The sequence below is a fragment of the Accumulibacter sp. genome, from assembly GCF_029255285.1.
GTDB lineage: Bacteria > Pseudomonadota > Gammaproteobacteria > Burkholderiales > Rhodocyclaceae > Accumulibacter.
Map to the genome: position 1 here is coordinate 15,924 of NZ_JAPUVI010000113.1, position 24,860 is coordinate 40,783.

22 protein-coding genes, 1 other RNA gene and 1 pseudogene are annotated in these 24,860 nt (G+C 63.4%); 14 read left to right on the plus strand and 10 right to left on the minus strand.

Annotated features, from left to right (window positions below; translation table 11 throughout):
• Window positions 1-13: 13 nt before the first annotated feature.
• Window positions 14-689, minus strand: a pseudogene (locus Q1M07_RS18580) (Crp/Fnr family transcriptional regulator).
• Window positions 690-927: 238 nt separating this feature from the next.
• On the opposite strand from Q1M07_RS18580, the gene Q1M07_RS18585 reads away from it, so the two are divergent.
• The 9 genes from Q1M07_RS18585 to Q1M07_RS18625 all read left to right on the plus strand — a co-directional run bounded on the left by Q1M07_RS18585 (window position 928) and on the right by Q1M07_RS18625 (window position 11,039).
• Window positions 928-2,886: a long-chain fatty acid--CoA ligase gene (locus Q1M07_RS18585; RefSeq protein ID WP_300456734.1), complete on the plus strand. Its 1,959-nt coding sequence runs from the start codon at window positions 928-930 to the stop codon at window positions 2,884-2,886.
• Window positions 2,886-3,668 (plus strand): ABC transporter ATP-binding protein, encoded by a 783-nt coding sequence (locus Q1M07_RS18590; RefSeq protein WP_300456737.1) that lies wholly within the window; start codon window positions 2,886-2,888, stop codon window positions 3,666-3,668. Before Q1M07_RS18585 ends, Q1M07_RS18590 begins: the two co-directional genes overlap by 1 nt.
• Before the next feature lie 12 nt (window positions 3,669-3,680).
• The gene (locus Q1M07_RS18595; protein WP_300456740.1) at window positions 3,681-4,610 is read left to right on the plus strand and encodes a branched-chain amino acid ABC transporter permease; all 930 of its coding nucleotides are present in this window, start codon (window positions 3,681-3,683) and stop codon (window positions 4,608-4,610) included.
• 15 nt (window positions 4,611-4,625) lie between these two features.
• The gene (locus tag Q1M07_RS18600; protein ID WP_300456743.1) at window positions 4,626-5,702 is read left to right on the plus strand and encodes a branched-chain amino acid ABC transporter permease; all 1,077 of its coding nucleotides are present in this window, start codon (window positions 4,626-4,628) and stop codon (window positions 5,700-5,702) included.
• 85 nt (window positions 5,703-5,787) lie between these two features.
• Entirely contained in the window at window positions 5,788-7,125 is a 1,338-nt protein-coding gene (locus tag Q1M07_RS18605) for an ABC transporter substrate-binding protein (RefSeq protein ID WP_300456746.1), read from the plus strand.
• Between the two features lie 79 nt (window positions 7,126-7,204).
• Complete coding sequence (locus Q1M07_RS18610; RefSeq protein WP_300456749.1) at window positions 7,205-8,020, plus strand: ABC transporter ATP-binding protein; 816 nt, start codon at window positions 7,205-7,207, stop codon at window positions 8,018-8,020.
• Window positions 8,021-8,152: 132 nt separating this feature from the next.
• On the plus strand, window positions 8,153-9,385 hold the full coding sequence (locus Q1M07_RS18615) for a phenylacetate--CoA ligase family protein (protein WP_300456752.1): 1,233 nt from the start codon (window positions 8,153-8,155) through the stop codon (window positions 9,383-9,385).
• Window positions 9,382-9,876 (plus strand): hypothetical protein, encoded by a 495-nt coding sequence (locus Q1M07_RS18620; protein ID WP_300456755.1) that lies wholly within the window; start codon window positions 9,382-9,384, stop codon window positions 9,874-9,876. The genes Q1M07_RS18615 and Q1M07_RS18620 overlap by 4 nt, the downstream gene beginning before the upstream one ends.
• Complete coding sequence (locus Q1M07_RS18625; RefSeq protein ID WP_300456757.1) at window positions 9,873-11,039, plus strand: CaiB/BaiF CoA-transferase family protein; 1,167 nt, start codon at window positions 9,873-9,875, stop codon at window positions 11,037-11,039. Before Q1M07_RS18620 ends, Q1M07_RS18625 begins: the two co-directional genes overlap by 4 nt.
• A gap of 72 nt (window positions 11,040-11,111) precedes the next feature.
• Here Q1M07_RS18625 and Q1M07_RS18630 read toward each other — a convergent pair whose 3' ends face one another.
• From Q1M07_RS18630 to Q1M07_RS18640, 3 genes are all read right to left on the minus strand, one after another.
• The gene (locus Q1M07_RS18630) at window positions 11,112-11,561 is read right to left on the minus strand and encodes a PhaM family polyhydroxyalkanoate granule multifunctional regulatory protein (RefSeq protein ID WP_300456760.1); all 450 of its coding nucleotides are present in this window, start codon (window positions 11,559-11,561) and stop codon (window positions 11,112-11,114) included.
• Window positions 11,562-11,824: 263 nt separating this feature from the next.
• A complete protein-coding gene (locus tag Q1M07_RS18635; protein ID WP_300456762.1) occupies window positions 11,825-12,838 on the minus strand; it encodes an NAD(P)-dependent alcohol dehydrogenase in 1,014 nt (337 codons plus the stop codon).
• Between the two features lie 131 nt (window positions 12,839-12,969).
• On the minus strand, window positions 12,970-13,869 hold the full coding sequence (locus Q1M07_RS18640) for a LysR family transcriptional regulator (RefSeq protein ID WP_300456764.1): 900 nt from the start codon (window positions 13,867-13,869) through the stop codon (window positions 12,970-12,972).
• Window positions 13,870-13,966: 97 nt separating this feature from the next.
• Here Q1M07_RS18640 and Q1M07_RS18645 point away from each other — a divergent pair, with 97 nt between their 5' ends.
• Window positions 13,967-14,869 carry a DMT family transporter gene (locus tag Q1M07_RS18645; protein WP_300456766.1) on the plus strand — a complete coding sequence of 301 codons (903 nt, stop codon included), beginning with the start codon at window positions 13,967-13,969 and terminating at the stop codon, window positions 14,867-14,869.
• Between the two features lie 438 nt (window positions 14,870-15,307).
• Here the strand turns inward: Q1M07_RS18645 and Q1M07_RS18650 are convergent, their stop codons facing one another.
• The 3 genes from Q1M07_RS18650 to Q1M07_RS18660 all read right to left on the minus strand — a co-directional run bounded on the left by Q1M07_RS18650 (window position 15,308) and on the right by Q1M07_RS18660 (window position 19,734).
• The gene (locus Q1M07_RS18650; protein WP_300456770.1) at window positions 15,308-18,187 is read right to left on the minus strand and encodes a response regulator; all 2,880 of its coding nucleotides are present in this window, start codon (window positions 18,185-18,187) and stop codon (window positions 15,308-15,310) included.
• The gene (locus Q1M07_RS18655; RefSeq protein ID WP_300456773.1) at window positions 18,184-19,440 is read right to left on the minus strand and encodes an ABC transporter substrate-binding protein; all 1,257 of its coding nucleotides are present in this window, start codon (window positions 19,438-19,440) and stop codon (window positions 18,184-18,186) included. Before Q1M07_RS18655 ends, Q1M07_RS18650 begins: the two co-directional genes overlap by 4 nt.
• A 123-nt stretch (window positions 19,441-19,563) precedes the next feature.
• Window positions 19,564-19,734 (minus strand): hypothetical protein, encoded by a 171-nt coding sequence (locus Q1M07_RS18660; protein WP_300456776.1) that lies wholly within the window; start codon window positions 19,732-19,734, stop codon window positions 19,564-19,566.
• A gap of 266 nt (window positions 19,735-20,000) precedes the next feature.
• Between Q1M07_RS18660 and Q1M07_RS18665 the strand changes: the two genes are divergently transcribed.
• Complete coding sequence (locus Q1M07_RS18665; protein WP_300456779.1) at window positions 20,001-20,669, plus strand: OmpA family protein; 669 nt, start codon at window positions 20,001-20,003, stop codon at window positions 20,667-20,669.
• Window positions 20,670-20,734: 65 nt separating this feature from the next.
• Window positions 20,735-21,076, plus strand: a complete 342-nt coding sequence (locus Q1M07_RS18670; protein ID WP_300456782.1) for an ArsC family reductase — start codon at window positions 20,735-20,737, stop codon at window positions 21,074-21,076.
• Between the two features lie 54 nt (window positions 21,077-21,130).
• Here the strand turns inward: Q1M07_RS18670 and Q1M07_RS18675 are convergent, their stop codons facing one another.
• Together Q1M07_RS18675 and ybiB are read right to left on the minus strand one after the other, a co-directional pair.
• On the minus strand, window positions 21,131-21,523 hold the full coding sequence (locus Q1M07_RS18675; protein WP_300456785.1) for an NUDIX domain-containing protein: 393 nt from the start codon (window positions 21,521-21,523) through the stop codon (window positions 21,131-21,133).
• 117 nt (window positions 21,524-21,640) lie between these two features.
• Window positions 21,641-22,633, minus strand: a complete 993-nt coding sequence (gene ybiB, locus Q1M07_RS18680) for a DNA-binding protein YbiB (RefSeq protein ID WP_300456788.1) — start codon at window positions 22,631-22,633, stop codon at window positions 21,641-21,643.
• Between the two features lie 292 nt (window positions 22,634-22,925).
• Between ybiB and Q1M07_RS18685 the strand changes: the two genes are divergently transcribed.
• Window positions 22,926-23,654 (plus strand): M50 family metallopeptidase, encoded by a 729-nt coding sequence (locus tag Q1M07_RS18685; RefSeq protein ID WP_300456791.1) that lies wholly within the window; start codon window positions 22,926-22,928, stop codon window positions 23,652-23,654.
• A gap of 12 nt (window positions 23,655-23,666) precedes the next feature.
• On the opposite strand, the gene galU is transcribed toward Q1M07_RS18685, so the two are convergent.
• Window positions 23,667-24,563, minus strand: a complete 897-nt coding sequence (galU, locus tag Q1M07_RS18690) for a UTP--glucose-1-phosphate uridylyltransferase GalU (RefSeq protein ID WP_300456794.1) — start codon at window positions 24,561-24,563, stop codon at window positions 23,667-23,669.
• 39 nt (window positions 24,564-24,602) lie between these two features.
• Here galU and ssrA point away from each other — a divergent pair.
• Window positions 24,603-24,860, plus strand: a transfer-messenger RNA (tmRNA) gene (gene ssrA, locus Q1M07_RS18695); the annotation flags it as partial.

Below are 24,860 nucleotides of genomic sequence, written 5' to 3' on the forward strand. Positions count from 1 at the left end.
CGCCAAACCGGTGTCAGTCACCGAAGCGGCGCAGCCGGTCCAGATCCAGAATGGTCAGCGTCCCGTAATCGACTCGCAACAGGCCGGCTTGTTCGAGTTTGCGCAGCGCCTGGTTCACCCGTTGGCGGGAGATGCCGGCGAGCAGGCCGATTTCCTCCTGCGAGATGGGTAACTCCAGGCTGCTGCCTGGGTAGAGAAGCGGGTTGAACATCGACGCCAGACAGCGCGCCAGCCGGGAATCGGTATCGAGCAGTCGTTCGTGCTCGATCATTGCCGATGAACTGACTAAGGCGCTCGTTGAGCTGCATCAAAAGGAAGCGGTTGAAGGGCAGGCTGTGGTCGAGAAGATGTTGAAATCGGCTGCGTTTCATGCAGGCAATGCGCGATTCGCGCAGCGCGATGACGTCGTAGCGACGCGGCTCGTTCTTCAACAGGGAACCCTCGCCGAACCAGCTGCCGCTCGACAGGCCGACGAAACTGGTCGCCTTGCCGGTACTCCAGTTGCTGGCCATCTTGACCAGCCCGTCGACGATACCCAGCCAATGATCGACCGCTTCTCCCTTCATGCACACGTAGTCCCCCGCGGGGACGATGCGCACCGCGGTGTCCTTCCTGACCTCGTCGAGTTCGTCAGCCGACAACTGGCGCGCCCAGCAAGAGGCGTTGAGCATTTCTTCGAGTGACTGCATCCTTGGTTCGGGCGTTAGAGAAAGTACCCAGATTGTCTCGCGAGCGACAATTATAGTCAGCCGGCGCGATTAGACTGCGCAAATTCGGTCGCTCTTCGATTGCTGCGTCGCCGTTACGTCGGGCAATGCGGCGCTGCACAATGACTGGCGGGAAAAAGCGACTAGAATTGCCAACTAAAATTAGACGATAAAGGTTTGCCGCCAAGTAGCTGGCGGTCGATGCACCGGAGGAGACAAGATGCCGGAGAGTGCTTCCACGCAAGCGTTGGATACTTTTCCTCGCTTGCTGATTCACCACGCACAGGTCCGTGGCAGCCGGACCGCGATGCGCGAGAAGGACCTGGGTATCTGGCAGTCCTGGACCTGGCAGGCGGTCGCCGAGGAGGTGCGCGCGCTGGCCTGCGGTCTGGCCGAGATGGGTTTCCAGCGTGGCGAGAACCTGGCCATCGTCGGCGACAATCGTCCACGCATGTACATGATGATGACCGCGGTGCAATGCCTGGGCGGTGTGCCGCTGCCTCTCTACCAGGACGCCGTGGCCAGCGAAATGCTGTTCGTGCTGCTCGACGCCGAAGTCCGCTTCGTCTTCGTCGAGGATCAGGAGCAGGTCGACAAGATCCTCGAGATCCAGGAGCAGTTGCCGTGTCTCGAGCACGTGCTCTACGACGACCCGCGCGGCATGCGCCACTACACGCTCCCTTTCATCCACGACATACGCGAGTTGCTGGCGATGGGCCGGATCCACGACCGCAACCACCCCGACCTGCTGGTCAGCGAAGTTGCCAGGGGCGGCCCAGACGACGTCAGCGTGATGCTGTACACCTCGGGTACGACCGGCAAACCAAAGGGTGTCCGGCTGACGCATCATGCCTTCATCAGCGCGGCGCGTGGCGGGGCGGAGTTCGACCGCCTGACGGCCGACGAGGACATCCTCTCGTATCTGCCGATGGCCTGGGTGGGCGACCACCTGTTTTCCTTTGCCCAGGCGATGGTCACCGGTTTCACGATCAACTGTCCGGAGTCGGCCGAAACGGTGATGACCGACCTGCGCGAAATCGGTCCGACCTACTACTTCGCACCACCGCGGGTTTTCGAGAACCTGCTGACGCAGGTGATGATCCGCATGGAGGACGCGAGTCTGCTCAAGCAGAAGATGTTCCACAGCTTCATGGCGGTCGCCCGACGCAGCGGTGCCGAAATCCTCGACGGTCAGCCGGTGTCGCTGGCCGATCGCCTGCTCTATGCGCTCGGCAGCGTCTTCGTCTATGGTCCGCTGAAGAACGTGCTCGGCATGAGCCGCATCCGGGTGGCCTATACGGCGGGGGCGGCGATCGGCCCGGACCTGTTCCGTTTCTATCGCTCGATCGGCATCAACCTGAAACAGCTTTACGGTCAGACCGAGACCTGCGCCTACGTGTGCCTGCAACCCGATGGCGAGATCAAGTTCGACAGTGTCGGCAAGCCGGCACCAGGTGTCGAGGTGAAGATTGCTGATAACGGCGAAATCCTGGTGCGTGGCCCGATGCTGCTCAAGGAATATTACAAGCGCCCGGACGCGACGGCGGAAGCGATCAACGCCGACGGTTATTTCATGACCGGCGACGCGGGCTTGTTCGACGACGACGGTCACCTGAAGATCATCGATCGCGCCAAGGACGTGGGCAAGCTCGCAAACGGTGCGATGTATGCCCCCAACTATCTTGAAAACAAGCTCAAATTCTTCCAGTACATCAAGGAAGCGGTGGTCTTCGGCGATCGCCGACAGATGGTCTGCGCCTTCATCAACATCGATGTCGGTGCGGTCGGCAACTGGGCCGAGCGGCGGGGAATCGCCTACTCGGGCTATACCGATCTGGCTGGCAAGGAGGAAGTTTACGGCCTGATCCAGGAATCTATCGAGCAGGTCAACGCCGAACTGGTCGGCGAGGGCACGCTCGCCGACTCGCAAATTCATCGCTTCCTTATTCTGCACAAGGAACTCGACCCCGACGACGACGAACTGACGCGAACACGCAAGGTGCGGCGGAACTTCGTCGCCGAGAAGTACGCGGTGTTGATCGATGCGCTGTACGCCGGCAGGAGCCGGCAGTTCATCGAGACCGCGGTCAAGTTCGAGGACGGGCGGCAGGGCAAGGTGGCGGCCGATCTGCTGATTCGCGATGTGAAGACTTTCGGCCTGGCCGGGAGGGACGCCTGATGAGTCGTCAGATCGGCGAGGTCATTCTCGATTTGAAAAACGTTTCCCTGTCCTTCGGCGGCGTCAAGGCCCTAACAGATATTTCCTTCGATGTTCGCGAACACGAGATACGCGCCATCATCGGTCCGAACGGCGCCGGCAAGAGCTCGATGCTCAACGTGATCAACGGCGTCTATCGGCCGCAGCAGGGAGACATCATCCTGCGTGGCCGGCGCTTTTCCCGGATGAATCCTTACGAGGCCGCCAAGGCGGGAATCTCGCGCACCTTCCAAAACATCGCGCTGTTCAAGGGAATGAACGTGATCGACAACCTGATGACCGGGCGCAACCTGAAAATCCGCAGCAACCTGATCCAACAGGCCTTCTGGTGGGGCCCGGCGCGGCGCGAGGAACTGGCGCATCGCGCCAAGGTCGAGGAAGTGATCGACTTTCTCGAAATTCAGCATATTCGCAAGACGCCGGTCGGCCGCCTGCCCTATGGTTTGCAGAAGCGCGTCGACCTGGGGCGTGCGCTGGCCATGGAGCCGAGCATTCTGTTGCTCGACGAACCGATGGCCGGGATGAATGTCGAGGAGAAGCAGGACATGTGCCGTTTCATCCTCGACGTCAACGACCAGTTCGGGACGACGATCGTGCTGATCGAACACGACATGGCCGTGGTGATGGATATTTCCGACCGCGTCGTGGTTCTCGACTACGGCAAGAAGATCGGTGACGGTGCGCCGGACGAGGTGCGCGCCAATCCCGAAGTCATCACTGCCTATCTCGGCGCCAGCCACTGAGGAGCGAGTCAGATGGGTTTCTTTCTGGAAACTTTGATCGGCGGCCTGATGGCCGGCATGCTGTATTCTCTGGTCGCGCTGGGTTTCGTCCTGATCTTCAAGGCTTCGGGGGTGTTCAACTTTGCGCAGGGTGCGATGGTGCTCTTTGCCGCCCTGGCGATGGCCCGCTTTGCCGTCTGGATTCCCGACTGGCTGGGTATTGGCAACCCGGCGCTGGCGAACACTCTTGCCTTCCTGGCAGCCGGGGCGCTGATGTTCGTCGTCGCCTGGCTGATCGAGCGCCTGGTTCTGCGCCACCTGGTGAATCAGGAAGGCGCCACGCTGCTGATGGCCACCCTCGGCATCGCCTACGTCCTCGAGGGGGTCGGCACGAGCCTCTTCGGCAGCGACATCTACAAGATCGACGTCGGGATGCCCAAGGAGCCGGTAATGATCCTCGAGGGCAGCTTCGAAGGCGGGCTGCTGATCAACAAGGAGGATTTTGTCGCGGCGCTGATCGCTGCCGTGCTCGTCGGACTGCTGGCGCTTTTCTTCCAGAAGACTGCCACCGGCCGCGCCCTGCGGGCGGTGGCCGACGACCACCAGGCGGCGCAGTCGATAGGCATTCCGCTCAATCGCATCTGGGTGATCGTCTGGTGCGTTGCCGGCGTCGTCGCGCTGGTCGCGGGAGTCATCTGGGGCTCCAAGCTCGGCGTCCAGTTCTCGCTGGCGACGGTCGCGCTGCGCGGACTGCCGGTGGTCATCCTCGGCGGTTTGACGTCGATTCCCGGTGCGATCATCGGCGGACTGATCATCGGCGTCGGCGAGAAGCTTTCGGAAGTCTATCTCGGTCCGATGATCGGTGGTGGCATCGAGATCTGGTTTGCCTATCAACTGGCCCTGGTCTTTCTCCTGTTCAGACCGCAAGGCCTGTTCGGCGAAAAGATCATCGACCGCGTCTGATCCGGGAGCAGGCAAGTGCTATATAGAGAAAACGGTCAATTCAAGACGTCCTACGCCGCCGACCAGCAGATTTTCCCGATCGCGCAGGATCGCTGGGCGATAGTCGGTCTGCTGCTGTTCGCCTTCGTCGGTATTCCGCTCCTGGTCGACGAGTATCTGCTGCGCGCCATCCTGATTCCCTTCCTGATCCTTTCGCTGGCCGCTCTCGGAGTCAATATCCTGGTCGGCTTCTGCGGGCAGATTACGCTCGGTGCCGGCGCTTTCATGGCGGTTGGCGCCTACGCCGCTTACAACTTCCATATTCGCATCGAAGGTCTGCCGCTGCTGCTCTCCTTTCTGCTCGGTGGCCTGACCGCAGCGGCGGTCGGGATCTTTTTCGGCATACCGAGCCTGCGGGTACGCGGGCTTTACCTGGCCGTGGCCACTCTGGCGGCACAGTTCTTCACGGACTGGGTTTTCCTTCGCGTCCCGTGGTTCACGGACAACGCCTCGTCCGGGTCGGTATCGGTTTCCAATCTGCAGGTTCTCGGCTGGCAGATTGCCACGCCGGTGGACAAGTACCTGTTCTGCCTCGGCTGGCTGGTCGTTTTCGCGCTCCTGGCGAAGAACATGACGCGCAGCGCGATCGGTCGCCAGTGGATGGCGATCCGCGACATGGATGTCGCCGCCGAGGTCATCGGCATCCGGCCGCTGTTCGCCAAGCTCTCGGCCTTTGCCGTCAGCTCGTTCTTCGTCGGTACCGCCGGTACCCTGTGGGGTTTCATCCACCTCTCGTCGTGGGAGCCGGCGGCCTTTTCGGTCGATCGTTCGTTTCAGTTGCTGTTCATGGTCATCATCGGCGGTCTGGGTTCGATCATGGGCAGCTTCTTCGGCGCCGCGTTCATCGTCATCCTGCCGATCGCCCTCAATCAGTTTCTGCCGGCCTTCGGCGGACTGTTCGGGGTCACCATTTCGACGGCCGGCGTCTCGCACGCCGAGTTGATCGTCTTCGGCGCGCTGATCATCTTCTTCCTGATCAAGGAACCGCATGGCATTGCCCGCCTGTGGTCCACGGCCAAGGAGAAGCTGCGGCTCTGGCCATTTCCGCATTGATCGTTTTACCGGCTTGGGCGTTTCGTGGCGGTTCGCGAGTTGCTCCGCCGATGTTTCACTTCCATACCAACAAGAGGAGACACTGATGAAACTACGCAAGTTTGCACTGACGGCTTCGGCCACGGCCGTTGTCCTGTCGTCGCTGGTGGCAGCGCCGACGGTGCTGGCGCAGGCCAAGGAACAGTTCTTCCCGGTCCTGGTGTACCGCACCGGCGCTTACGCACCGAATGGCACCCAGTGGGCCAACGGCTACGTCGACTACCTGAAACTGGTGAACGCCAAGGGCGGGATAAACGGTGTCAAGATCAGTTTCGAGGAATGCGAAACGGCCTACGCCACCGACCGCGGAGTCGAATGCTACGAGCGGCTGAAAGGCAAGAACGGTGGCGCGACGGTTTTCCAGCCGCTGTCGACGGGAGTCACTTTCGCGCTGACCGAGAAGGCACCGGTGGACAAGATTCCGTTGATCACGGCCGGTTATGGGCGGAGCGAATCGCAGAACGGTGCCGTGTTCACCTGGAACTTTCCTTTGCTCGGCACCTATTGGGTCGGCGCCGAGGTCGCCATCCAGCACATCGGCAAGAAGGAAGGTGGCGTCGCCAAGCTGAAGGGGAAGAAGATCGCACTGGTCTATCATGACAGCCCGTATGGCAAGGAGCCCATCCCGGTGTTGCAGGAACTCGGCAAGACCTATGGCTTCGAAGTGCAACTGCTGCCGGTCGCTCACCCGGGTGTCGAGCAAAAGGCGACCTGGCTGCAGATTCGCCAGCAAAAGCCGGATTACGTTCTGCTCTGGGGCTGGGGGGTGATGAACTCGACGGCGCTGCGCGAGGCTCAGTCTACCGGTTATCCACGCGACAAGATGCTGGGTATCTGGTGGGCCGGCGCCGAACCCGATGTCAAGGATGTCGCCGAAGGCGCCAAGGGCTATAGCGCTCTGACCTTGCAACATGGCGCCGAGCCAAACTCGAAGGTGGTCAAGGAGGTGCTCGAACAGGTCTACGCCAAAGGGCAGGGCACCGGACCGAAGGACGAGGTGGGTCAGGTACTCTATATGCGTGGCCTTTTGTCGGCGATGCTCGGTGTCGAAGGCGTGCGCAAGGCCCAGGAACGCTACGGCAAGGGCAAGGTGATGACTGGCGAGCAGGTCCGCTGGGGTCTCGAGAACCTCAATCTCGACCAGAAGACGCTGGATAGCATGGGTTTCGCCGGCGTGATGCGCCCGGTGCAGACCTCCTGCCTCGACCACATGGGTTCGTCGTGGGTGCGCGTTCATACCTGGAACGGCAGCAAGTGGGAGTTCAGCTCCGACTGGTACCAGGCCGACGATAAAGTGCTGCGCCCGATGGTGATGCTGGCCTCAAGCAAGTATGCGGACGAGAAGAAGCTCAAGCCGCGTACGCCCGAAGAGTGCAAGAAGTAGGTTCTGGCGGACTCGCCACGGCGAGTCCATTGCCGGCGCTCCCGCCACGCGAGCACCGGCGGCATAGTGAAGGGACGCCATGAGCAGCGCTGCCAACATCCTTCTCCGAGTCAATAGCATCGAAGTAATTTACAACCATGTAATTCTCGTCCTCAAGGGAGTCTCGTTCAGCGTTCCCGAAGGCGGAATCGTCGCCCTGCTGGGTGGCAACGGCGCCGGCAAGACGACGACGCTGCGTGCCGTCAGCAACCTGCTGCACGGGGAGCGCGGCGCGGTGACCAAAGGCACGATCGACCTGCGCAACGAACGTATCGAGGCGCTCACGCCGGCCGAACTCGTCAAGCGCGGCGTGATTCAGGTGATGGAAGGGCGCCACTGCTTCGCTCACCTGAGTATCGAGGAAAACCTGCTGACCGGCGCTTATACGCGGTCCGACGGCAAGGCCGCGGTGGCTGAGACACTCGACAAGGTTTACAGCTACTTCCCGCGTCTGAAAACGCGCCGCAGCAGCCAGGCGGCCTATACTTCGGGTGGCGAGCAACAAATGTGCGCCATTGGTCGTGCGCTGATGGCCAATCCGCGCATGGTGCTGCTCGACGAACCGTCGATGGGTTTGGCGCCGCAGATCGTTGACGAAGTCTTTGCCATCGTCAAAGATCTCAACCAGAAGGAGGGCGTCACCTTCCTGCTCGCCGAACAGAACACCAATATGGCGCTACGTTACGCCGACTTTGGCTACATCCTCGAGAACGGCCGCGTGGTGATGGAGGGTGCGGCCAGCGATCTGGCCGCCAACGAGGACGTCAAGGAGTTCTATCTCGGACTTTCCTCCGTCGGACGCAAGAGCTTCCGTGACGTCAAGCACTATCGCCGGCGCAAACGTTGGCTGTCTTGAGGCGGCGCTCGATTCCTCGGCGCGCTCCTTCCTGGCTGGCGCGGTCCGCCAGGGCGATTTCCTCTTCCATCGCGCTGCCGATGCACTTCGCACGGCCGTGCCAAGCCACCCTAGGCGCCAGTCAAGATAATCATGAGCTACTTTGATTCGCTGGAAACCCGTTCACCGTCCGAGCGCGAAGCCTCGCTGCTGGCGCGGCTGCCGCTGCAGATTGCCCACGCCAAGCAGAATTCACCGTATTTCGGCCGTTTGCTGCTTGACGTCGACGCCGCGGCGGTCGACTCGCGAGCCGCACTGGCGGCGCTGCCCCTAACCCGCAAGAGCGACCTGATCGGATTGCAGCGAGCGGCGCTGCCTTTCGGCGGGCTGACGGCGACGCCGCTGCCGCTCTTGTCGCGCGTCTTTGCCTCGCCGGGTCCGATCTACGATCCCGAGGGGCGTGGCGACGATTGGTGGCGCTTTGCCCGGGCGCTGTACGCGGCCGGTTTCAGGTCTGGCGACCTGGTGCACAACACGTTTTCCTACCATTTCACGCCGGCCGGCTTCATGCTCGAAGGCGCGGCACGCAAGCTGGGCTGTCCGGTCTTTCCGGCCGGCATCGGTCAGACGGAAATGCAGGTTCAGGCAATCGCCGATCTGCGACCGGCGGCCTACGTCGGTACGCCCTCGTTCTTGCGCATCATTCTCGATAAGGCCGACGAACTCGGTCTCGACGTCAGTTCGCTGCGCAAGGGCTTGGTTTCAGGAGAAGCCTTGCCGGTCGCCCTGCGGCAGACCTTGAAGGATCGTGGAGTGGTCGTGCGCCAGGCGTATGCCAGCGCCGACCTTGGCCTCATCGCCTATGAAACGCCGAGCGAGGACGGTCTGGTCGTCGAGGAAGAGGTCCTGCTCGAGATCGTTCGACCGGGCACCGGGACCCCGTTGCCCGACGGCGAAGTCGGCGAGGTGGTGGTCACCAGCTTCAGTCCGGACTATCCGCTGATCCGCTTTGCGACCGGCGATCTGTCCGCGGTGCTGCCGGGGATCAGCCTCTGCGGGCGCAGCAACGTTCGGATTCGGGGTTGGCTGGGACGTGCCGACCAGACGACCAAGGTCAAGGGAATGTTCGTTCACCCCGAGCAGGTGGCTGCCATCGTCGCGCGATACAGCGAACTCGGACGCGTGCGTCTGGTGGTCGACAATCCGTCTGCTCAGGATCGGATGACTCTGCACTGCGAAACCGATTCTCCGTCGGAAGAACTGGCGACCTCTTTACGGGCGAGCTTGCGGGAAATTACCAAATTGCGCGGCGAAGTGACTTTCTGCGCTCGCGCCGCCTTGCCCAACGACGGCCGGGTGATCGAAGATCGCCGCCAGTACGAGTGAAGCGATTCTTTCTGCTCATCGTGGCGTCGCTGCTGTCGGCCTCGCTATTCGCGGAGGTGGAGGTCGCCTCCTCGTCTTTGGCCGTGGCGGGTCCGCAGCCTGGCGACTGCGTCGTTTTTCGCGAGGGCGGCGCCGGGTTGTTGCTGCGGACGCCAATTTACTGGCTGCGTGGCTCGGTCGTCGGGGTAATGCGCGAGCGCCGACTCGCCGCCGCCTGCCCGCGCATCGCCAAGTCGGCCACCGCCCTTTCGCCGGCCGACCATGCGCGCCTGGCGGCAGCCATGCCTTGCGTCGATGAGGGCGTCGAGCCCCGTGAAGTCGATGTGCTGCGCGTCCGGCTGGCGGTGGTCGATTGGGAGACGCCGTGGTCGCCGCAACAAGGTACGACCGGCTGGTTGTTTCGCGGTCGGTTTCTCGACCAGACATTGGAAAAAGGGAAGGAGATCGATATGGATGCTCGCTGGCTGCAACGTTGCGTGGGCAGCCCATGAGCGGCGCTCCTTTGGCTGGCGTCCGGGTTCTCGATCTGACGCGTCTGCTTCCCGGCCCGGTGGCCACCTTGCACCTGGCCGACATGGGAGCCGACGTGATCAAGATCGAAGATCATGCGGCTGGGGATTATGCGCGCATCCTGGGCGATGGTCCGCAGGGCGTCAGCGTCTTCTACCGCAGTGTCAACCGGAACAAGCGCGGCCTGCGCCTTGACCTCAAGCAGGCGCGGGGGCGCGAGGTTCTTCTGCGTCTGGCGCGAACGGCCGATGTCCTGGTGGAGAGCTTTCGGCCGGGAGTGAGCGACAAGTTGGGAATTGGTCACGCGGCGCTGCGCGCAGTCAATCCGCGGATTGTCTATTGCGCGATCACCGGCTATGGCCAGACCGGGCCGCTGGCGATGGCCGCCGGCCACGACCTCAATTACATCGGTCTGGCTGGCGTGCTCGACCAGATTGGTGTCGATGGGGGGCAGCCGGCGATCCCCAATCTGCAGATCGGCGATTTGCTCGGCGGCGCGATGACGGCCGTGACGGGAATCCTGGCCGCGCTGTTCGACGCGCAGCGCAGCGGACAGGGACGGCTGGTCGACGTGGCGATGAGCGAATCCGCGCTGGCGCACAATCTCTTTCCCCTGTTTGCGCTGCAGAGCACAGGCGCCGTGCCGGTACGCGGTCGCGACATCCTGAGCGGCGGCGATGCGGGCTATGGCGTCTATGCCACCGCCGACGGACGTTACATGGCCGTGGCGCCGCTCGAGCAGAAGTTTTGGCAGGTTTTTTGCGAGGCGCTCGGCCGTCCCGACTGGCAAGCACTGCACGGTGCCCGTGGCGACGCCGCAAGGGCCTTGCGTCACGAGCTGAAGGACCTCTTCGCCAGCCGTAGTCAGGCGGAATGGTGCGACTTCTTCGCCGAGGTCGATTGCTGCGTCACGCCGGTGCTCGACGTCGCCGAAGCGCTGGCGCATCCACAATTCGTGGCGCGCGGCATGGCGGTACAGGCCGATGGCTGCACACAATATGCGCCGCCGGTGAAAATGTCCGGCTGGGTGTTTGCCGTCGAGCGCGCCGCGCCATCGGCCGGGGAGCACAGCGAGGAGATCCTGCGCCAAGGCGGATTCGACGAGAACGAGATCACCGCCTTGCGGGAAGCGTCGATCATCTGACACGCGACCCTTGCCCGCCGCCTGTACGGCGGACGGGTGAGGTCAGCGCGTTTGCCGATGCCGCGGGGTGGTTCAGGGCTTCGTGGCGTCTTCACCCGGCGTCGTCGAGGCCGCCGCTGTGGCCGCCTGCTGCATTTGCTCCTGCAGTTGCTGCAGCAGTGTCCATGGCCACATGGCGGCCTGCTTGAGCGCGTCGTTGCCGGTCACTGTCGCCAGCGGCGCGGTCGACTGGCCAGCGTCGGCCGCCGCGGCACCGTTCGTTCCATAACCGCTTGCCATCTGGCCCAGCGCGCGTACCGCATTGAGTGTCACGCACTGCATCTCGAGCCCCTGGATCGTCATCTGCAGCATCGACAGATTCATCTTCAGCCAGTTTTCGACCGCCTTGAGGTCAGCCACCTTCTTTTCGATTTCGGCGACGTCGAGGGTCGGGGTCACCAGGCCGGGCAGGGAAGCGCCCATGCCTCCCCACAGTTTTCTGGCGAAGCTCAGTGGATCGATCAATGAGGTTTGATTGGGCATGTTGTTGCTCCGGTGGTTGGTGTGTGGGGCATGTTAGCAAAGTTTTGCCACTCCAGGCGTTTGCTGGCCAGCGTCCAGATTTCCGCCTTTCATGGGACAGCGGCGAGTTGGCTTGAGTTGCCGACGTGGCGCAACTTCCGGATAAGCCCGATGGCCATTCAGTCGTCGAAGCGGGCGCCGACTCAGAAGCATCACGATCGACGGATCTCGCGGCAGCCGCCTGGCGCTAACCAGCAAGCGTGCCGTGGGCGGGCGGCTCGCGCTCAGTGGCGAAGACAGATCTTGCCGAACTGTGCGCCGCTTTGCAGGTAGCTCAACGCCTCCTTCAGTTCGTCGAACTCGAAGACTCGGTCGACGACGACCGGCAAGCGGTGTTGCGCGAATGCTCGCATCATTGCCTCCAGGCCATCGCGATGGCCCACGGTGATACCCTGCAGCCGTACCTGCCGGGTAATGATCAGACCGAGCGGCGTCGACAGCGACGAACCCGAGAGGACGCCGATCATCGACAAGGTGCCGCCGGGGCGGATGCAGCGCAGCGATTGCGGCAGGGTCTTTTCGCCACCGAGTTCGACGATGTGGTCGAAGCCACGCCCGTCGGTGATCTCGCGCGCCGGCTTCGACCATTCGGGGGTCGTCCGGTAATTGATCGTCGCGTCGGCGCCGAGTGCCTCGAGGCGCTCGATTTTTTCATCGCTGGAGGAAATTACGGTCACGTGTGCGCCGGCGAGCTTGGCGAAACTGAGTGCGAAAAGCGCGACGCCGCCAGAGCCCTGCACCAGTACCCGCTCGCCGGCCTTGACCTTGCCGTAGGTCATCAACGCACTCCACGCGGTCAGCGCCGCGCACGGCAAGGTGGCGGCTTCCAGGTCGTCGAGATAGGCGGGAACCTTGACGACTCCTTCTTCGGAAAGACACATGAACTCAGCCATCGTGCCGTCGAGAGGTCCCCCGAGTGAAGGTTTCATGCGCGGCAGGTCGGGTTCGCCGGCGATCCAGCCCTGAAAGAATGTCGGACAGACGCGATCACCGACGGCCACCCGGCTGACGTCTGGTCCGACCTCGACGACCTCGCCGACGCCGTCCGAAACCGGGATCAGCGGTAGTGTTCCGGTGAAGCTGCCATAGCCACGCTCGGGAACGACGAGATCACGGTAATTCAGCGACGAGGCACGCATCCGCAGCAGGACTTGTCCGGTCTTGGGTTGAGGGAGCGGCCGGTCGGCGACTTTGAGGTTGGCCATTCCCCAATCGTCCTGAATCTGAAATACGCGCATTTTTTGCTCCGTAATGAGGTGCCGGACGGGCGTCCAGCCAACGGCCGGCGAATCGAGGTCGATGATCGGCTCGACGGCTCAGTCGCCCGAAGAGTGTGCATGATGGGAGTCAGAACAGTCAATCGGCCGGGTCATTGGAACGCGTCCTGGCGTGCCGCGAGACAGTCCACCAGCGCGGCGGCGAAGCCGGACAGGTCCTTGCGTCGGCGGACGCAGAGTTGCAGATCGCGCTGCGCCCAGGGCTCGTCGAGTTCGAGCACGGTTGGCGCGTCGTGCGGTGTACCGTGCGCGACGGCGCTGCGCGGCACGAGTCCGATACCGACCCCCGCGCCGACCATCCGGCAGACGGCATCGAAGCTTCTGACCTGGATACGGACGTTGACGTGCCGTCCGAGCGCGGCGGCGGCGTTCATCGTGAAGGTGTGAATCGCCGATCCAGCGTGCAGCATCACGAACGGATGATCGAGGACCTCGCCGAAGCGGATGCTGGCACGCCTGGCCAAGGCGTGCGCCACGGGCGTGACCAGCACCAAGCGGTCGGCGCGGTAGGGAATCAGCTCGACGTCGGCACCTGCGATACGTTCGGCGACGACACCGACTTCGACCTCGCCGCGCGCGACCGCGACGACGATTTGCGGGCTGGTATGCTCGGCCAGCGTGACGCTGACCTGCGGGTAACGGCGCAGAAAGTCGGCGAGGTCGTCAGGTAGAAAGCTATGCGTCGCGTGTGTGTTGGCCCACAGGGTTACATGACCGCGCACGCCTGCGGCGTAGGGCGCGAGGTCGGCCTGGAGTTGTTCGAGTTGCGCCAGAAGCTGTCGCGCGTGCCGCAGCAGTACCTCTCCGGCGCGGGTAAGGGTGACGCCGCGGGCCTGACGAAAAAACAAGGGGGTGCCGAGCCGCGCTTCGAGAAGGCGGAGGCGGTGGCTGGCGGAGGAGGGCGCCAAGTGCGCCCGCTCCGCACCGCGGGTCAGATTTCGCGCTTCGGCGATGGCCACGAAGAGGCGTAGATCCGTGAGTTCGTAGTGCATTGTGTTCGTTTCCGACGAACGCTGTCTTGATAATATACCAATTGTTTCTTGCTGGCATGAAGCCCATCATTCGTTCTTTACCAAGTCTTTTGATCCCATGCCCTGGAAAAACTGGTCCTCCGAACGCCTGGGGGTTGCCCTTGCGATACTTGCCGCTCTCGGTTTTTCGCTCAAGGCGATCTTCGTCAAACTGGCCTATGCGGCAGCGACAGTCGATGCGGTGACCCTTTTGTCCTTGCGCATGGCCTTTTCCCTACCCGTATTCCTCTGCGTGGGCATCGCGGCGAGCCGCTCGGCAGCGCCGTTGTCCAGCAACGATTGGGTTTTGCTGGTCGCCCTCGGGGTTCTCGGCTACTACGGCGCGAGCATTCTTGACTTCCTCGGGTTGCAGTACATCTCGGCCGCTCTCGAGCGCTTGATCTTGTTCACGTATCCGACGCTGACCCTGCTGATCGGCGCCCTCTTTATGGGCGCCTCGTTAACCCGACGACAGATCGCCTCGCTGTTGCTGTCCTACGCAGGAATCGCACTCGCGTTCGCGCACGACCTGCAGGTCGCCGGCGAAATGACGACGGTGCTGACCGGGGTCGCGCTCGTCTTCGGATCGTCACTTTCGTACGCCCTCTATCTCGCAGGCAGCGGACCGGCAATTCAACGGCTGGGCTCGGCGCGCTTCACGGCGCTGGCAATGATCGTCTCGACCGTCGCCACCCAGTGGCATTTCCTGGCTACACAACCGCTGACTGCCTTGCTCCAGCCGCCGGCCGTCTATGCCTACGGTTTGGCGATGGCCGTTTTCTCTACGATACTGCCGGTATTCATGCAATCGGCGGCGATCCGCCGTATCGGCTCGGCCAAGGCCGTGCTGATCGGTACCCTGGGCCCCCTAATGACCGTATTTCTCGCCTGGTGGCTGCTCGCCGAGCCCATCTCGGCGGCGCAACTGGCGGGTGCCGCGCTGGTCGTCGCGGGAGTGCTGCTGGTCAGCCGAGGAGGCTAGCTTGCTTTCATCACCGGGGAATATTGGCAACAGATGGAACTGTCGACTGCCGTAGCAAACGAATGCCCCGATTTCGCTGTCGCCGGCAGTTGCAGCGGAGCCAGGAGGGATCTGAAAATTCGCAACTACCATCCCCGGCGACATCGTTCGTCCCGTCGTTTCCACGACCACCGACCGAAGGAGTAGTCGCTCAAGCGATCTGGCCATGGCTTTTCCCGCTCCTTCCTTCGAGCCGCCGCACGGGAGAACGCCCAACACCACTTGGATGGGAAGGTTTCGCACACCCAAACCAGCGCGGTGTGCAAAGCCGCCAACTACGCCATGGCGGTTTCGCCAGCACGACGTCACCAGCCTCAGATCGTTTGGCAAGCCGTCGACCACCAGGAGGCCGTCTGTCGAGCTGCCGTGCTTTTGCGTTAGCTCGGCAGCGGCACGGGGTCACAGAGATTGTTCCTGCATGCTGCCCGGGTCGCTCTCGCACAGCTTGAGCAGCCGTTCGTAACGCATCTCCCGCGCCTCGCTGGCAAGCCACGCTCCTAGTTCCGAATCCAGCGCGGCCACCTCCTGTGTCAGTTCGGCGGTGCGCTGTATGTCCAGACACAAGACGGCGTCTCGCAACTGGTCTCGCAGTTCGGCCGGTAGATCGCACAGGCGTGCCACGCCAGGCAGCGCCGCCATCGTGTACAGATCGGCCGGCCCTTTTGTCTCGTCTTCGGCGTACTCATAGACGATCCCCAAGTGCGTCTCCATCATTTCGAGCAGTTCATCGGGACGGAACGGTTTGCGCAAGAATCCGTCGCAGCCGGCCGCCAGCACCTGCTCCCGTTCGTCGTCGAAGGCGCTTGCCGTGATCGCCAGAATCTGCGTGCGCCGCTCGGGCTCGGCCGCGCGTATCCGCCGCGTCACCTCGTAGCCGTCCAGACCCGGCATCCGAATGTCCAACCAGATCAGATGGGGATGCCATTCGCGCCAGCGTCGCAGCGCCTCCTCGCCGTTGGCAGCGTCCTCCACTTCGAAACCCAGCGGCTCAAGCAGCTTGACAAGCAGGGAGCGGTTCGATTCCAGATCGTCGACCACCAGAATCCGGTAACGCTGCTGCCCAGCTGCCAAATCCACCACCATGCGTTGGCTGACCACGGGCGCCGCGGCGGCAACCGCCTCCAGGTCGAGATCGAAGAAAAAGCGGCTGCCCTGACCCGGCGCGCTCTCAAGTGTGATGTCGCCGCCGAGCAGGCGCACGTACTCGCGGCTGATCGTCAGGCCCAGGCCAGTGCCTTCCTGGCTGCGCATCCCGGACTGCGTCTGCGCGAAAGCCTGAAACAGGCGCTCGCGTTCGTCGACCGGGATCCCGGGGCCGCTGTCGCCCACGGCAAAACGCAGCCGGCAGCGACCGGCCGCCGCCGCTCCCGGCGCCCGGCAGACGTCGAGCACCACGCCGCCCTGGGCCGTGAACTTTACGGCGTTGCCCACCAGGTTGATCAACACCTGGCGCAACTTGCCCGTGTCGGTCCTCACGTAGCGCGGTGTATCCGCCTGCCGCTCGACCTTGAGCGACAGGCCTTTCTGCGCGGCGCGCTGGCCGAACAGTTCCCGCATGTCCCTGAGCAGCACCTCGACATCGCAGTCGCCAAGGTTGCAACTTGCCTGACCAGCTTCGACCTTGGACAGGTCGAGCACTTCGTTGATCAGCGCGAGCAGATGCTCCCCGCCGTGATGGATCGCGTCCAGCTTCTCGTTCTGGCTCTGCGTCAGTGCCGCGCGACCGCTCCGGGCATCGCGCCGCATCAGTTCGGAGAATCCGATGATGGCATTCAGCGGCGTGCGCAACTCGTGGCTCATGTTGGCCAGGAAGGCACTCTTCGCCTTGTTCGCCGCTTCCGCCAGATCCTTCGCGGCCGAAAGTTCGGCTGTACGTTCCGCCACGCGCGCCTCGAGTTCCTGATTGAGGCGACGTAGCGTCACCTCCGCCTCCTTGCGCGCGGTGATATCGCGAAAGGTGGCGGCGAAATGCCTCTCGCCGTTCAGATCGATGGCGCTGATCGAATAGTCCATCGGGAAAACACTACCGTCGCCGCGCCGGCCATGAATCTCGCCGCTCGCGCCACAGTCTTCCATTTCCCCCTTGAAGCGGTTGGCCAGAGAGTCCCGGTCGAAATCGGCGACCAAGTCAAGCGCCGGACGGCCGATCCGATCCTCGACGCGGCTGGCGAAGATCCGCTCGGCCGCCGGGCTGAAGCTCTCGATGTTGCCGGCACCGTCGAAGGTGACAATGGCGTCGGGTACGCTATTGACTACCGTGCGAAAGCGGATCTCCTGGGTGGCGCGCTCGCGTTCGGCGGCCTGGTGAAGACGGTCCATCATGGCGTTGAAGGCGTCGTCCAGGGCGGCGATCTCGGCACTGCCACCGCTGTCGAAGCGCCTTTCGTAGGAGGCGGCCGTGACCACCCGGCCGGTCGCCTCGGCCAGATTGTGCAAGGGGCGCAACAGGCGGCGCGCGGCCAGCGCACTGGCCAGCGCGGTCAGCGCGGTGAGGGCCGCACCCAGCCATAGATAACGGATCAGCAGCGCCTGGATCGCCTCGTCGATCACCGAGCGGTTCATCTTCGAACGCAACGCCAGACCGAGTCCGTTCAGGGGCGCGTCGAGTTGCAGCGACACCAGGATCTCGTCGCCCACGACCGACACTTCTCCCACCTGCCGAACCTCTCCTTGCACGATCTCGACCTGATTGACGGCGACCCGGCTGGTCATGATGTCCTCCATGGGCAAGTCCACCAGGACCGCTCCTTCGACGGCCTGGGTAGGCGGAAATACGACTGGCCAGGCCAGCATCAGGCCGGTGAGACGGGTCTGCGCCGCGCCGCCTGACGATTCGCCGTCCCTACGCAGCCGCGCAGCGGAGCGGCCGACTTCGACTACTGAAGCGAGCCACGTCCGGTCTGTCGAGTTCAGTGTGGTCTTTCGGGCGGAGCTTTGCACGATCTGCCCCGCGTAGTCGGTCAAGGCAATCAAGGCGTTCTCGGCGTCGGCCGGTACCGAGGCGCGCAACAGCGGCAGCAGATAGGCTTCCCGGCCGGCGCTGTCGAGTAGCGCATTGGTGACGATCGGGTTGGCCGCCACGGAGACGGCGGTATCCTTCATGCGCCGCAGCCGTTCCTCGACCCGTACTGCCGCGAGCTGTGCGGTGTCGACCTCGGCGCGCACCAGCAATTCGGTGGTCATGTCGCGCATGGCGACGAACGACACGGCCCCGACCACCATCAATAGGGCGATGGTGATCGCGGCGACGGCGATTGCGGTGCGCAGAACCAGGGTCATCGTCGTTCGTTCGCCGGCTGACGAGTGCGATTGGCGTTGGCGTCCACCGGCACCAGCACGCCATCGGCGCGGTAGTGGGTGAACACGATCTGCGCCAAACTGGCGGCTTCGTGGCGCCCGTGCTCGAAAGGCCGCGCGTAGCGGCGCATCAGGCCATCATAGTTTCGCACCTGCTCCATGGCGTCGCGTACCTTGGCGCGCTCGGCGCTGCCCGCCAGATGGATCGCGCGCGCCAGGATATGCATCAGGTCGTAGGCGTTGGCGAAGCCGACCGGGCCGTCGTAGTCCCGGTAGAGATCAATGCCGTAGGCTTCGCGCACTTTGGCCGCCATGGCCTCAGCCTTGGCCGGCGGGATACGGAACAGGCTGAAGCTTTGCGCCACGCTGAAATCGAGGCGTCTGAGCACGGCGCCATGCGCGTCGAACAGCCGCCAGCCGATCACCCCGCCGCCGTGGGCCAGGAAGGGCAGGAATGCTTCGCGCGGCCGCTGGCCGATCTCGTGCAACAAGGCCGCCAGTTCCCAACCAGTCATGACCAGCATGATGGCCTGCGCGCCTGCTTTGCGCAGTTGGTCGTATTTGTCGATCAGACTGGTAGCGCCGGCGTTGTGCCAGTCTACGCCGACCACCTTCATGTCGGGCATCTTCTTGACATGGCGCTCGAAGGCCCCCAGGTTGCTGCGGCCCCAGCCACTGTTGGCGACCATCAGCCCAATGCGTTTCAATCCCAGGGCGCGCGCCCGGCCAAGCATGGCCTGGGCCGAAAGATCGTCGTGGATGCCTATGCGGAAGGCGTAGTTCGGTTGCCTGTCGTTGTCGATCAGCTCATCCGCCGACGCCCAGGGCAGGAGCAGAACGATTTTGGCGTCGTGTGCGGTACCGAGCGACTCGAGCATGACCGTGCTGAAAGCCCCACCAAAAACCGCGACCACGTCGGGCATGGCGCCGAATTCCTGCATGTTGGCCTTGCCACGCGCCGGATTGGCACGGTTGTCCTTGACTACCAGCTCGATGCGCCGCCCGCCGAGCACACCGCCGGCCGCATTGATCTCGGTGATGGCCATCTCGAGACCGTACTTGATGGCCTCCGAGGTGATGGTTCCGGTAGTGCCGAAGGCGCCGTCAAAGCCGACCCGTACGGGAGGCCGGAGCTCCGCGGCGAGGCCTGGTGATGCCCGCCAGGTCAACACGATCAGCAGAACGCTGGTCAGCATCGACAGCAGACGGCAGACGAACAAGTATTTGTTTTTCATTCGTTTGCCTTTCATGTGCGGAAATGGCTTGTGTTCGGACGGCGACGCGGCGCCTGGCCTCCGGACTCCGGGCGGCCGCCGTGGTCGCGGCTTCGGTAAAGGTGGGTAGGGCGGGCGGCACGTTCATCCGGCTTCCTTGGCTGAATCCGCCGTGGCCTGACCGAGCAAACCGAGCGGGATGTCGCCGTGCGTGCCTATCCGGTACCTTGTCCGGGAGTAAGGTAGCCGGTGCGGCGTCGAGGGTGGCGACATTCCCCGCCAGGCGGCGCTGTGGCGTATGTTCAGGCGCGCCATGGTTCTCCCAAAACAGCCGCAGGGGCCCGGGGTGTCTGGCAACTCCGGTATGACTCAGGAAGGGCACGTACCTTTACCCCATTAACGAGCCGGTGAAACCGGGGCAGAAAAGCGCAGGAGATTCTACGCCACTTCGCTAAGGCTTTCACTTCAGAGCATGTTTAAGGGCTTGACGAATGGGCGGCACGCAGGATACAAAGATAATCCATTACGGCTGGCCGCACCCTGTGGTCGGCGCATTGCCAGGGAAAAGGGGAGGAGCACACATGAAACTGAATCGATTTGCCGTCGTGACCTTAACTGCGGTCGCCGTTGCCGGCTGCGCGACCGTACCGCCGCAACAGGTCGCCGCGCCGGGGTCTGGTGCTTGCCGCCCGCTCGGCGGCGGTGGCAACAGCAACGCCCAGAACGCCGCCATCGGCGCGGTTGCCGGCGCCGTTCTCGGCGGCGTGGTCGGCGGCTCGGTGGCTAAGAAATCGTCGGTCGGTGTGCGCAATGGATTATTGTTGGGCGCCCTGACCGGTGCGCTGGTCGGCTCACAATACAACAAGATGATCGGCATGACCGAGCAGCCGGACGGCTCGGTCAAAATGGACATTCCAGGCGCCGTGATGTTTCGCAGTGGCAGTTCCGATATCAGCCCCTCTTTCGCCGCAACGCTCGATTCCGTGGCCAGTACGATCCGCGAGTACTGCGGCGTGACCGGTACCATCGTCGGACACACCGACAGTACCGGTACGCCTGACGGCAACCGGAAGTTGTCGCTCGATCGTGCGCGCTCCGTTTCCAACTATCTTGCCGGGCGTGGCGTCGAGAGTTCGCGCCTGCAGGCCTTCGGTCGGGGTCAGGACGAGCCGGTGGCTTCGAATGCCAGCGAGCTTGGCCGCGCTCAGAACCGCCGCGTCGAGATATTCGTCCGGCCGCCGATGTCTTGATCCCGAACCAGACGCCGGCCGACACCGTCGTCAGTTCGTGCGAGGCTCTCCGGCACGGGGAAGCGATGATCACGATCTTTGGCATCAGGAATTGCGACACCATGAAAAGGTCCTTTGCCTGGCTTGAAGCCAACGGTGTCGCCTACGAGTTCAGCGACTACCGCAAGCCGGGTGTCGCCACAGCGCATCTGACAGACTGGAGCCGCCGTGTCGGCTGGCGCTCGCTGCTCAACACGCGCGGCCTGACGTGGAAAAAATTGACCGAGGAAGAGCGGGCCGAGGTCGACGAAGCAAAAGCGCTGCGTCTGATGGCCGAGCACCCGACGCTGATCAAGCGGCCGGTGCTCGACACCGGAACGTGCTTACTGGTGGGCTTCAGCGCGGAGACATACGCCATCCTGACCTGAGCACGGCGCCTCGTTAGTCGGTGGCCGCCGGCTGCCAGACCGGGCTCAACCTGATCACCCGGATAATCCGGCAGGATTTTCTGCCCGCCACACGAGAAACCTTTGGATGATTTGCCGCGTTGCCTGCGACATCCGGCGGCTCGACGCCGGGTCGTCCGGGTCGTGCAGATGCCAGGCCGTCGCGTCGTCGCCGGCCAGCGGCGAACCGGTGGCGACGGCCCAGAAGACGTGATGGCAGTTGCTTGGTGACTCGTGGCTGAAGAGGAAACGTACCGATTCGGCAACCAGACCGGTTTCCTCAGCGAGTTCGCGGGCCGCCGCGTGCTGCTGGCTTTCGTGTGGACCGATGCCTCCTCCCGGGAGCAGAATCAGCCCACCACGGTTTTCGACGACCAGGATCCGTCGTTCGAATTCGACGATCACTGTCGCTCGCTGTCGCTTGATCATTAGGGGTTCCATGGTTGGAAATGGTGGAGACGCGGAGCGTCAGTGGCCGAGCAAGAACCGCCGCGACGGCACGCCGCGCCGCCTTGATGGACTTCGCCGGGACGCGGCGCCGACGACTTACGAGACGCGCAGCCCATGGCGTCCGCTGGTCAGCAGTCGCATCGCCTGATCGAAGTCCTCGCTGCGATAGCTGGCGTAGAGGCAGCAGGCCACTTGGCTGGCGATTGGGGGTGGCAGAGGGATATCGCCGGCCAAAACGCCGCGCATCCAGCTGACCGTCGCTTCGGCGCCGCCGTTCTCGGGTAAGGCGGGCAGCTTGCTCAGACTGTCGTGCTCGGCGGCGACGAGAGGCTCGTTCAGTCCGTCGTGCAGGTATTCGATAAGCGGCTGGCGCTTCGGATTGGCAAAAGGCTCGCCTTCGGTGCCGCGCAGCAGCAAGGCATGCGCGCCGAAGCAGCTGAGCACGGCGCGCATGCTGATGATGTAATCCGGGTGGGTGGCGGCGGTGAGCAACAGGCCTTGGCCGGCAAAGGGATCGAGCATCTTGACGATGCTGTGCGCGCTATTGCGCAGGCCGAGCCGGCGGCGCAAGGCGAGTTGCCGCTCGAGGCCGGGAGAAAGGACCGACAAGGGCAGGTAAGCAAGACCGTTTTCGTCCACTGCGGTTTGCGCCTGTTGCAGGCTCGCGCTCGATGGCAGACCGAAGGCTTGGAAGATCTGCTCACTGGTGACTCGTCCGTAAGTGTGGCCATCGTCGTTCAGCCCATGCACGAGCACCGGTACGCCGAAACGCTGCAGCAGGAGCGCCAGCAGCGGCGTCAGATTGGCACTGCGGCGGGCACCGTTATAGGTCGGGATGACGACTGGGCGGATTTCTCCTGGTGGCGGGACGAGGACGGACAGTCGTTCATTGGTGGCGGCGAGGAAGCCGGCCATTTCGTCGACCGTCTCGGTTTTCACCCGCAGCGCGATGACGATCGCACCCAACTCGAGATCAGGCACCTCGCCGTCGAGCATGGCGCCGTAAAGCTGCTGTGCCGCCGCGCGCTCCAGACCGCGAGCACCGTTGGCGCCGCGCCCGATTTCCCTGATGCAAGCCTCGAGATCCATGTCGTCTCCCCAATTTCCCGCCGCGCCTCGTGGCGGCGGAGCGCGTCGTCTGACAGACCGATCAATGGTCGCTGGTCAGGCCGAGGCGAATCGCAGAAGGTATCGCATTTCGGCGCGTCGTGCAGCGTTGCCGGCAGCGCGATCGGTCTTGTCTGCGCCATGCTGCCCAGGGTAAGCTGGTCTCGGCTTAGAAATTCCTCGACGCTTTTCTGCACGCGGCCGACAGCGCGTTGCTTCGCGCCGAGCTTCGCAACAACTTCGCGGCATTCGATGCTGCGCGGGAGTGACTAACATGGCAAGCCCATCGCTGCGCTTACCGGCCAACGCCCCTGCCAACCGACCTCTGCGTGCCCTGCTTTGGGTGCTGGTCTTGATCGCCGTGGTCTGGCAATTGCCTTACGGTCAGGCGATCCTTTATCCATTCTCGCTATTGGCGAGCGCTGCCCACGAACTTGGCCACGGCTTCAGCGCGCTGCTGATCGGCGGCGAATTCGTCGGTTTCGTTCTCCATTCCGACGGCTCGGGCACCGCTCAGTGGCAGGGTAGCGGCGGGCCGGGCGCGCGCGCGCTGGTCGCCGCGGGAGGTTTGCTGGGACCGAGTCTTGCCGGCAGCCTTCTGCTCATTCTGGCGCGCGGCGCGCGCTTTTCGCGGGCCGTTCTCTGGTTGCTCGCCGGCGGCTTGCTGACCATCGTCATCTGCTGGGCACGCAACCCCTTTGGCGTCTTCTTTCTCATCGGCTGCGCGCTCTTCTTCGCGGCCGTCGCTCTCTGGCTGAGCGAGGACAGCGTCGCCTTCGTCCTACGCCTGACTGCGGCCTTGCTGTGCCTGAGCTGGTTGCGCGATCTCGATTACATGTTCTCGGCCAGCGCGACGGTCGGCGGCCGGAGCCACGCATCCGACACCGCCGTCATCGCGCAGGCCCTGTGGCTGCCCTACTGGTTCTGGGGCGGCGTGATCGCGGCCACATCGCTGGCGGTGCTGACCGCCGGACTGCGAGTGGCCACACGGTCCTCGCCTTGATCGCGTGTCAGCTCAGTCGGCAGAAGCGCACGGCGCCTGCCGCTGCCGCAGCCAGGCGGCGAACTCGGGGCCGAGTTCGGGGTGGGCTTCGCCGAGTACGACACTCGCCTGCATGAGGCCCAGTTTGCTGCCACAGTCGTAGCGTTTGCCGCGATAGCGATAGGCGAGAACACGTTCCGTCGTCAGTAGGGCCGCCAAGCCGTCGGTAAGTTGTATTTCGCCACCCGCGCCGCGTTGCTGCACGCGGATCAGGTCGAAAACAGCGGGTGTCAGAATGTAGCGACCGGCGACCGCCAGATTGGATGGGGCGGCACTCGGGTGCGGCTTCTCGATCAATCCCCTGACGTCGACCAGATCGGGCGCCATGGGCTCGCCTTTGACGATCCCATAGCGGTTGGTCTGGTCAGGCGGCACTTCCTGCACGGCCAGGACACTGCAGTGATGCTCACTGAACAGTTCGCACATCTGCTGCATGATCGGGGGCTCGCCGATCATCAGGTCGTCAGCCAGCAAAACGGCAAACGGTTCGCCGCGTACCAGCCGTTCGGCGCAGAGCACGGCATGGCCGAGCCCGAGTGCCCTGGCTTGGCGTACATAGACGCAGTCCATGTCGTCCGGCTTGATCGAGCGGACGACTTCCATCAGATCGTCCTTGCCCGCCGCAGAGAGTTCGGCCTCGAGTTCGTAGGCAGCATCGAAGTGATCTTCGATCGATCGCTTGTTGCGCCCAGTGACGAAAATCATTTCTCGAATACCAGCCGCGTAGGCTTCCTCGACTGCGTATTGAATCAGCGGTTTGTCTACCACGGCGAGCATTTCCTTCGGGCTGGCCTTGGTCGCCGGCAGAAATCGCGTTCCCAGTCCGGCGACCGGGAAAACGGCCTTCTGGACGGTCGCATCGGGTTTCATTTGCGTCACCATCGAGTTGCTGAGCGCGGATTGTATCGCGAACGCAAGGAGTTCTTGAATTCATCGGCGGGCAGTCCCATAATCCCTACCATGGTCGTAATTCCGGCGAACCGGAAGCGTTCTGGACGCGGGTTCGATTCCCGCCACCTCCACCACTGCGGGGGTGTACTGGCTTCGACAGGGTGACAGAAGGCGAGCAGGCGGCCCGAGAGGCGACGGACGTAATCCGCGCAAATCCATAAACGCCAACGATGAGCGTTTCGCACTGGCCGCTTAGGCCTGCTGAGGACGTAGCCG